The sequence below is a fragment of the uncultured Clostridium sp. genome, assembly GCF_963515715.1.
GTDB lineage: Bacteria > Bacillota > Clostridia > Clostridiales > Clostridiaceae > Clostridium_AW.
This window is the reverse complement of the sequence record NZ_CAUPZS010000052.1, coordinates 1-6,640: the sequence shown is the minus strand read 5'-3', so window position 1 is coordinate 6,640 and position 6,640 is coordinate 1. Positions and strand designations below refer to the sequence as shown.

9 protein-coding genes are annotated in these 6,640 nt (G+C 28.3%); all 9 read left to right on the top strand.

Annotation, left to right across the window (positions count from 1 at the left end; all coding sequences use genetic code 11):
• Positions 1–341: 341 nt before the first annotated feature.
• The 9 genes from RYO54_RS19975 (at position 342) to RYO54_RS19930 (ending at position 6,281) form a co-directional block, all read left to right on the top strand.
• On the top strand, positions 342–1,136 hold the full coding sequence (locus RYO54_RS19975) for a nucleotidyltransferase domain-containing protein (RefSeq protein WP_315122445.1): 795 nt from the start codon (positions 342–344) through the stop codon (positions 1,134–1,136).
• Between the two features lie 659 nt (positions 1,137–1,795).
• Complete coding sequence (locus RYO54_RS19965) at positions 1,796–2,047, top strand: kinase to dihydroxyacetone kinase (RefSeq protein ID WP_315122444.1); 252 nt, start codon at positions 1,796–1,798, stop codon at positions 2,045–2,047.
• Positions 2,048–2,086: 39 nt separating this feature from the next.
• Positions 2,087–2,461 carry a DUF3795 domain-containing protein gene (locus RYO54_RS19960; RefSeq protein WP_315122443.1) on the top strand — a complete coding sequence of 125 codons (375 nt, stop codon included), beginning with the start codon at positions 2,087–2,089 and terminating at the stop codon, positions 2,459–2,461.
• A gap of 24 nt (positions 2,462–2,485) precedes the next feature.
• Entirely contained in the window at positions 2,486–2,746 is a 261-nt protein-coding gene (locus RYO54_RS19955) for a TfoX/Sxy family protein (RefSeq protein WP_315122442.1), read from the top strand.
• 25 nt (positions 2,747–2,771) lie between these two features.
• A complete protein-coding gene (locus RYO54_RS19950; RefSeq protein WP_315122441.1) occupies positions 2,772–3,266 on the top strand; it encodes a GNAT family N-acetyltransferase in 495 nt (164 codons plus the stop codon).
• Positions 3,267–3,542: 276 nt separating this feature from the next.
• Positions 3,543–4,301, top strand: a complete 759-nt coding sequence (locus tag RYO54_RS19945; protein WP_315122440.1) for a class I SAM-dependent methyltransferase — start codon at positions 3,543–3,545, stop codon at positions 4,299–4,301.
• An 85-nt stretch (positions 4,302–4,386) separates the two neighbouring features.
• Entirely contained in the window at positions 4,387–4,899 is a 513-nt protein-coding gene (locus tag RYO54_RS19940) for a GrpB family protein (RefSeq protein WP_315122439.1), read from the top strand.
• 287 nt (positions 4,900–5,186) lie between these two features.
• Positions 5,187–5,696, top strand: coding sequence for a YdcF family protein (locus RYO54_RS19935; protein ID WP_315122438.1), 510 nt, complete (start codon positions 5,187–5,189; stop codon positions 5,694–5,696).
• A gap of 57 nt (positions 5,697–5,753) precedes the next feature.
• A complete protein-coding gene (locus RYO54_RS19930) occupies positions 5,754–6,281 on the top strand; it encodes a GNAT family N-acetyltransferase (RefSeq protein WP_315122437.1) in 528 nt (175 codons plus the stop codon).
• The last annotated feature ends 359 nt before the right edge of the window (positions 6,282–6,640 follow it).

Here is a 6,640-nt window from a genome sequence, read left to right as displayed (position 1 = left end):
CTTTGGTGAAATTATCCCGCTATATTTGTAGTAAATACAATATTAATAAAATACACGGTCATGGTGAGCTTAATGCTACTAATTGCCCAGGGAGGAATTTTCCTTTAGGGAGGTTGAAGAAAGAGCTTTACAAAAATTATTATGTAATTTTTTCAGGGGATTAGATAATTAGATTTTTAAATATCTAGATATGAATGATTTGTGAAAATTGAATAATGCTGTATTTACAAAATATGTTATAATATAATCCATAATATTATAGAGATGCCGATTAAGTGGTAAAACATTTTCTTGGAAAATATATTTGGTATTTTTATAAAATATATTAAGGAGTGACGGAAATGCAGTTTCCTACAAAAATTGGTGTAGATATAGATGGATACATTATAAATCAAACATCAAAAGATAAAATTAGTTATGTCTACCAAAAAACATTAGAAGAAATACTTGATATTTTAAAAGAATGTACTGGCGATAAGGTACATAGTGTGTATATATATGGTAGCGTAGGCAGGGGAGAGGCAGTGTTGGGTTCTTCAGATATTGACTTATCAGTAGTATTAACCTCATCACTTACACCTTTAGAAACTACAACTTTGAATCAGGAGACTAAAAATTTTATATGTAATAATCCTAATATACCAAAAGTGGATTATGATATGGGACTTTTAGATGATGTTAATAAAAATGAAAATTTATATTCTTGGGGATTTTGGTTAAAGCACATTTGTACTTGTATATATGGGGAGGATTTGTCTATTCAGTTCCCTAGAATGAAGCCTAATATCAATATAGCAAAATCTTTGAATCAAGATATTATTAATACATTGGATAGCTATAAAAAATCAATAATTGAAGAAGATTTTGATAATAGCATGTTGCTATCAGCATTAAAACGTATTGTAAGAGGAGCCTATTGTCTTATATCTGTAATAGATAACAGCTGGTCTGCAAATATACAAGAAAATTTAGTCATTCTTCAGCATTATTTTCCTAAAGAGAATTTTTTAAAAAAGATTGAGAAAGCACTTCTTAACAGAGAAAATTTATCGCCTAAGGATGTACTAGATTGCATTAACTATTTTACTATTTGGTTTAAAAATAATGCTAAAGAGAATGTAGTATTTTCAAATTAATGAATAAATAGCAGATTAAAATATCGCATTATTCAGAGATGAATTTGCGATATTTTTTGTGTCGTATTTCAAATAAATTAAGATCTAATTTTCCTTAATTATTTTTGAAATTGGAGAATGAAATACACAATAGTTTATATTTAGAGTTTAATCAAGGGGGCTGTCTCATAACGCATAAAAATGCAATATGAGAAGTCCTTTCTCTGTTTTATAGCCAAATTTTACTTAAAAACTTAATCATTTATAATATATTTGGGACTATTTTAAAATATTTTTTGTATAATAATTTATTTTGAGACAGCCCTTTTATGATTCTTTTATTAATAGTTTGACAACAGGTATATCTGCTGGAGCCCATTTCAAAGATAGTAAGTTTTTTTATGCATTCATATAAGTTTATTATGCTCATTAGCAATAGGAGTATTACGGATGGTAGTCATCGGATAAATTATTAGATAAATATATTAATAAGGCCATTTTGTCACTTTAAAAAAGAAAAATAAAAAATGTTATATTGAATATATTGGTTTTATTACAATGTAGAAGATATGGTATAATTTTCATGTAGGCTAAGTTTCATTAATAAAAAATAATATATATAAATAAATTCGAAACTAATAAGAGAATAAAAATTTATAAAACGGAGAAGGAGAATAATTATGATTGAATACAAATTTGACACGCAGTTATTAATTGAAGGAGAAAATCTCTCAGAAGATGAAATAAACGAGTATATTACAAAAAACATTGAGGGGGATTGCTTGCTTGCAGTTGGTGATGAGGAATTGATTAAAATTCATTTCCACACAAATACTCCATGGAAAGTACTTGAGTATTGTGCTTCATTAGGTGATATTTATGATATTGTTGTGGAAAATATGGAACGACAATCCAATAATCTTCAAGGGTAAAAAATAAAGATAAATTATAAGATTTGAAGAGGTATTAAAATGAGAAGAGAATTAGGAATTGCACGTTGTGGACTTGCTTGTTGTCTGTGTTCAGAGAATATAAAATGTTCTGGTTGTAATTCAGGTGAATGTCCAGATAAAGAATGGTGTGAAAATCGTAGATGTTCTATTAAAAAAGATATAACTGCTTGTTATTCATGTAAGGAAGAATGTCATAAGGGGTTATTAAACAAAATAAAGCCTTATGGATTTACTTTATTTATTAAGAGATATGGAATTGAAGAACTTCTTGATTGTTTAGAGAGAAATGAAAAAAAGGGAGTGGTATATCATAGAGAAGGAATAAACGGAGATTATGATGATTTTGATAATGTTGAGGAACTAATATCTTTTATTAAATTTGGGATTCGATAAATAGTAATTCGAAGGGAGATTATTATGGGAGAATTATCAAAACTACCTAATATAGGAAAAGAAGTTGAAAGTCAGTTGAATAAGATAGGTATATTTACTTATAATGAATTAAAAGATATTGGCACAGAACAAGCATGGCTGAAAATACAAGAGATTGATGCCTCTGCGTGTATTCATAGATTGTTAGCGTTGGAAGGTGCAATTCAAGGTGTTAAAAAAACAACCTTATCACAAGAACGAAAAGCAGACCTAAAAGATTTTTATAATTGGCATAAATGTAAGTAGTATTTTATTTAATGGAGGAAACAAAATGATAATACAAACTGAACGCTTGGAGCTTATTCCGTTAACCCCTAATCAATTAAAACTATGGATTGAAGATATTCCTGAACTTGAAAAAGAATTAGACTGTTCCTATAAGGCAGAGCCAATGAAAGGATTTTTTATTGAAATAGTAAAGGGACAGTATGAAATAACACGAAAAGATCCTAATAATTATTTATGGCATAGCTTTTTTTTCTTAATTCACAAGGAGGATAGAGTTGTAGTAGGGTCAGCTGATTTTAAAAATATTCCTAATGAAAAAGGTGAAGTTGAGATTGGATATGGCTTAGGCAAAGAATTTGAGCATAATGGTTATATGACAGAAGCTGTAAAAGCAATGTGTGAGTGGGCATTAAAACAAAAAGGAGTTAGAAATATAATTGCAGAGACTGATTCAGATGGTTTTGCATCTCAAAGAATTTTAGAGTGTTGTGGATTCAAAAAATATAAACAAGAAGAAACTATATGGTGGAGATTATAGGCACTGTACAATTTAAATCCGAAATTTAAGGGTAAGTATTATAAATAGTAATTTATCAAGCAGTTACAATTCTAATGAATAACGATTATATTACATGAATTAGTATTATTTAAATACGAAAGTAGGTGAAGTCTCAAAATGGGAAAAAATCGAATTAATTACTTGGTGCAGTTATAATAACTGATAGTAGATTGTACCAAGATTAAATTTAAACATACTATCAGGAAACTGCACCAATTTTCTAATAAGCAAAAATAAAAGAAAAGAGGTACAGTTATGGATTATAGTGAATTAAAAGAATTATGGAAGAAAGAGGAGAAAAATACATTTGAAGGATGGGATTTTTCTCATTTAAAAAATAGATGGAAAGATGAAGAATTGCCTTGGGACTATAAAGATATATTAAAAAAATATTTAAATTTAGATTATAAATTACTTGATATGGGTACTGGTGGAGGAGAATTTCTATTATCATTGAATCATCCTTACAATAATACATCAGTTACAGAAATGTGGGAGCCTAATGTAAAGTTGTGTAAGAAAAAATTAGAACCACTTGGAATTGAAGTAAAGCAGGTATTTAATGATTCAAAATTACCTTTTAAAGATAATGCTTTTGATATGATTATTAATAGACATGAATCTTTTGATATTAAAGAGGTCAAAAGGATATTGAAGCCAAATGGAATATTTATTACACAGCAAGTAGGTGGGAAAAATAACGAAAAATTATCTAATGCATTAATTAAAAATTTTAAGCCATTATTCTCTGAAAATACATTAGATAATAACCTAAAAGAAATAGAAAAAAACTTTTTTGAAATTTTATATGCTAAAGAGTTTTTTCCATACTTACGTTTTAAGGATATTGGAGCATTAGTTTATTTTGCAAAAAATATTAAGTGGGAATTTCCAAATTTCTCTGTAGATAGTTGTTTTGGAGAATTATGTAAGTTGCATGAAGAGTTAAATGTTAAAGGATATATAGAGAGTATTGAACACAGATTTATTATAGTTTGCAGAAAGCGAAAGTAATTTGTATTATTAAATTTTAATGAGCATGGCAAATCTCCAATTTAAGGTTGAGTAATATAAATAGTAATTTGTAGAGGAGATTTTAATGAAAACGAAACATGTAATAGTAGAAGATTATAATCCAGAATGGAAAAATGAATTTGAACGTATAAAAAATGAATTATTAACAGTTTTGTCTGGAAAAATAAATTCAATTGAGCATGTAGGAAGCACATCTGTTGAAGGATTGGCGGCAAAACCAATTATTGACATAGATGTTGTGATTGATAAAAATTTTGAAGAAGTAAAAAAAGCATTAGAGTCTATTGGATATATATATGAAGAAGATTTGGGTATATCTGGTAGAGAAGCATTTGGTTATAAAAATAAGTCACATTTAATGGTACACCATTTGTATGTATGCAATAAAGATAATGAAGAATTGCATCGTCATATAACATTTAGAAATTATTTAAGACAACACAAAGAGGATATGGATAGATATAGTTCCATAAAAAAAGAGATGACTTTGAAATATCCAGAAGATATAGATTCCTATATTGAAGGAAAGCAGCCTGTAATTTTAGGTATCTATAAGAAATGTGGTTTATGCGAATAAATTTCCAATTTAGTATTTAAATGATTTGATTAAGGAAATATTTCAAGATTATTATTTTGCATTTATTATAAATACAATTTGCTAGAGCATCATATTATTAAGTTTAATTTTATGGTGTTCTTGTGTTGTGATGTAAAAAAAGGCGTAGGTATTCTATAAAGAGCATATAGGAACAATGTTCTATGAAGATTGAATAATGTGGTGTAATGTGTGAATATGATATAATTACTATTAGTTAAGTCGCAGTAGTAAGAAACTGGGAAAGATGTATAAATAAATTATACGCGATGAATGAAGTACAAAAGGAAATGGATGCTAATATTCTTATTATTTTATTAAAGTATATGGCAATAAGTGTTTTTATTTTTATTATAATCCTTGTATTAATCAACTTATATCCTCTTTTGCTTTATAAGTCTCCTGCAACAAAATTGAAAAGGGATAGATTTGATGTGATAATTATTTTAGGCTTTCCTGTATTACAGGATGGCAAGCCTTCGCCAATAATGAGAGAAAGAGTTATAAAAGCAGTTGAATTATTTAATAAGGGATACGCTAATAACATTATATGTTCGGGTGGAGGAGTCTATAATAAATATATTGAAGCAGATATTATGGCTAATTTCGCAGAATCATTAGGTATTCCAAATAGTTGTTTGATTAAAGAGGATAAATCAAGAAATACATATCAAATGGAGAAATCTGACTATCCAAAGGAATTCTCTTATCTTTATATTATTGCTATATATATGTGGGAAAATTATGTAATGACCAAAACTAAAATAAAAAGACACTAATACTATATTGTTTCGCAACTTATTTATATATAAACGCAGTAAAAGGGGGATATAGATATGAGAACACCAATATTGGAAACGGATAGATTGATATTGCGACCATTTTGTATAGAAGATGTACAGGAAGTGTTTAAATGTTGGGAAAGCGACCCTGATGTAGCAAAGTATATGTTCTGGACCAGTCATAATGATGTTAGTAAAACTATTGATTGGGTAGAAAAAGAATTAAGCAAAATAGATTCTGATGATTGGTACAGATGGGCAATTTTATCAAAGGAAACAGGCGATTTGCTTGGAACTGGATTAATTTATGTTGAAGAGGATTATGGAAAATTTGAAATAGCATATAATTTGGGTAAAAAAGCATGGGGATTTGGTTATACAACAGAAGCAATGCAGGAAGTTATAAAATTTGCTAAAGAAGATTTAGGAATAAAAGAAATAATGGGGAGATATGCAAAAGAAAATCCTGCTTCTGGCAGGGTGTTGGACAAGTTAGGATTTTCATATATTAAGGACATACCATATGAATGTAATGATGGAAAAAATTTGTGCGAGGGTAAAGAGTATGTTTTGAAGTTATAGAAAATCTAGGTATAATTAAATAATATATAAAAGTAATAAAAAAGGGAACTTATCTAATGAGTTCCCTTGTAATATGTGTAGACTTATAATTCCATCCACCATAAGTCAAACCATTAAATTTTAAATCTGTATTTATATACAGTAAAGAACATTACAAATAATACTCCTGCTATAGGAAATACTATCCAACAAATTCCCCAACCGCCAAACAACGGTTTTTTTATTTTCCGTTGGGCGGCGAGTGTGTACTTGCTTCATGTTCTATTTGATTTCTTGATTAGCGTCTGTATAGTGGATAGGCAGACGATTTTATTTACTTTCGTACTGGTCTGATATACTTAAAAAACCGTTCCGGATTA